Annotated in this window: 1 protein-coding gene and 1 pseudogene; both read left to right on the top strand. The window is 59.5% G+C overall.

Translation table 11 applies throughout. The annotated features are described in order from the left end of the window. A pseudogene (locus tag PEP31012_RS23485) lies at positions 1-306 on the top strand (allantoicase); the annotation flags it as partial. A 130-nt stretch (positions 307-436) separates the two neighbouring features. After that, the coding region (locus PEP31012_RS23480; protein ID WP_425494990.1) for an ureidoglycolate lyase at positions 437-946 on the top strand (510 nt) is incomplete at its 3' end.

Below are 946 nucleotides of genomic sequence, written 5' to 3'. Positions count from 1 at the left end.
TTGGCGCAGCCGGGCGAGATTACGAAGATCGACGTTGACACGGCGCACTTCAAGGGCAACTTCCCGGATCGTTGTTCCATTCAGGCGGCGTATGTGACCGGCGGCACCGAGCAGTCCTTGATAACGCAGTCGATGTTCTGGCCGGTGTTGTTGCCGGAGCAGAAATTGGCGATGGACAAACAGTTCTTCTTTGAGGAGCAGGTGCAGAAGTTGGGGGCGATCACGCACATTCGGTTCAACATCATTCCGGACGGTGGCGTATCGCGGTTGCGGTTGTGGGGCCGGCTGAGCGAGAAGCAGGCGTAAGCGATATGAGCAACGTAAGCGACGTGAGCGACGCAATCGGCGTCTAAGCGGCGTAAGCGTGGGAATTCCCCTCTCGCGGTTGGCAAAGGCTGCGGGAGGGAAAATGAGAAGGGAAAAAAAGGAGAGTGACATGGCGGGAGCGGCGTTGAAGATCGAGCGATTGACGCGAGAGGCGTTTGCGCCGTTTGGCGATGTGATCGAGTTGGCGGGGGCGAAGCATTTCGGGATCAATGGTGGGACGACCGAGCGGTTTCATGATTTGGCGACGGTTGATTTGGGGCCGGAGGGTGGACGCACGTTGGTCAATGTTTTCCGGGGTCAGCCGAGGCAGTTGCCGTATGAGGTGAAGATGTTGGAGCGGCATCCGTTGGGGAGTCAGGCGTTCATTCCGTTGAAGACGACGCCGTACCTGGTGGTGGTAGCGCCGGCGGGCGAATTGGATGTGAGTCGGATGAGGGCGTTTGTCTCGGAGGGGTGGCAGGGGGTGAACTATGCGCGTGGCGTGTGGCATCACCCGTTGTTGGCGTTGGATGAGGTGAGTGACTTCGTGGTGGTGGATCGGGGTGGGGAGGGACACAATTGTGACGAGCAGGATTTGCCGGGCACGTATGTCTTGACGCGGGCGGCGTTGGAGGCGGTG

The sequence above is a fragment of the Pandoraea eparura genome (genome assembly GCF_902459725.1).
In the GTDB taxonomy this organism is placed as follows: Bacteria; Pseudomonadota; Gammaproteobacteria; order Burkholderiales; family Burkholderiaceae; genus Pandoraea; species Pandoraea eparura.
Note: the sequence above shows the minus strand (reverse complement) of the source record. Positions and strands in the feature narration are given on the sequence as shown.